Genomic DNA, 627 nt, shown 5'->3' with positions numbered 1-627 from the left:
TCCTTGGCCCATGCGAAGAACGCCGTCGTGGCGACGTCGTCCTGCCCCGCGCCAGCCGATTCCGTGCCCGGAATGAAGGTGCGCTGTGCGGCCAGCTTGGCCTGCTCGAGATAGCCGGTGATCGCCATCGGCACATAGCCGACATTGCCATGGCCATCGCTGTCGGCTGAGTGACGTCCGGTCATCAGCAGATCCGGCAGCAGCGACACCTTGCCGTTCAGAAGCTTCGAGGCGTGGCGGTCGCAGAGCAGGCAGATGTCGGCCCATATCGCCGCCAGATCGTCCAGCGCCGGCGTTGCCATCGCATTGTGATAGCCGCCGGTCGAGATGCAGCGGCCGAGCCGATCTGCATCGTCGGGCGGGATGTAGACGGGATTGTCCGATATCGAGGCCAGCGACACATTGGCCGCCCGCTCGGCCGTCGCCAGCGCACGATGCGCCTGGCCGAGGACGCGCGGCACGATGCGGTAGCTGACCGGCGCCTGATAGTTGCGTCGCCCATCGCCGGCGCCAACCAGAAACTCCCGCAATCCCTGCAGGGCAGCCGTTTCATGCTCATCGCCCCAGAGCGTGTCGAGCGCCGCGTCATAGTGCTCGAGCGGCGCTCGACACGCTCTGGGGCTGTCT

General features: G+C 66.7%; 1 protein-coding gene. It reads right to left on the bottom strand.

The features are described 5' to 3' along the window. A partial coding sequence (locus tag EN879_RS38040; protein WP_164774953.1) for an aromatic amino acid lyase occupies nt 1–627 on the bottom strand: 627 nt, incomplete at both ends.

The organism is Mesorhizobium sp. M7A.F.Ca.AU.002.02.1.1 (genome assembly GCF_003998535.1).
Lineage (GTDB): Bacteria > Pseudomonadota > Alphaproteobacteria > Rhizobiales > Rhizobiaceae > Mesorhizobium > Mesorhizobium ciceri.
The sequence above is the reverse complement of the archived record's forward strand: the minus strand, read 5'-3'. Positions and strand labels throughout refer to the sequence as shown.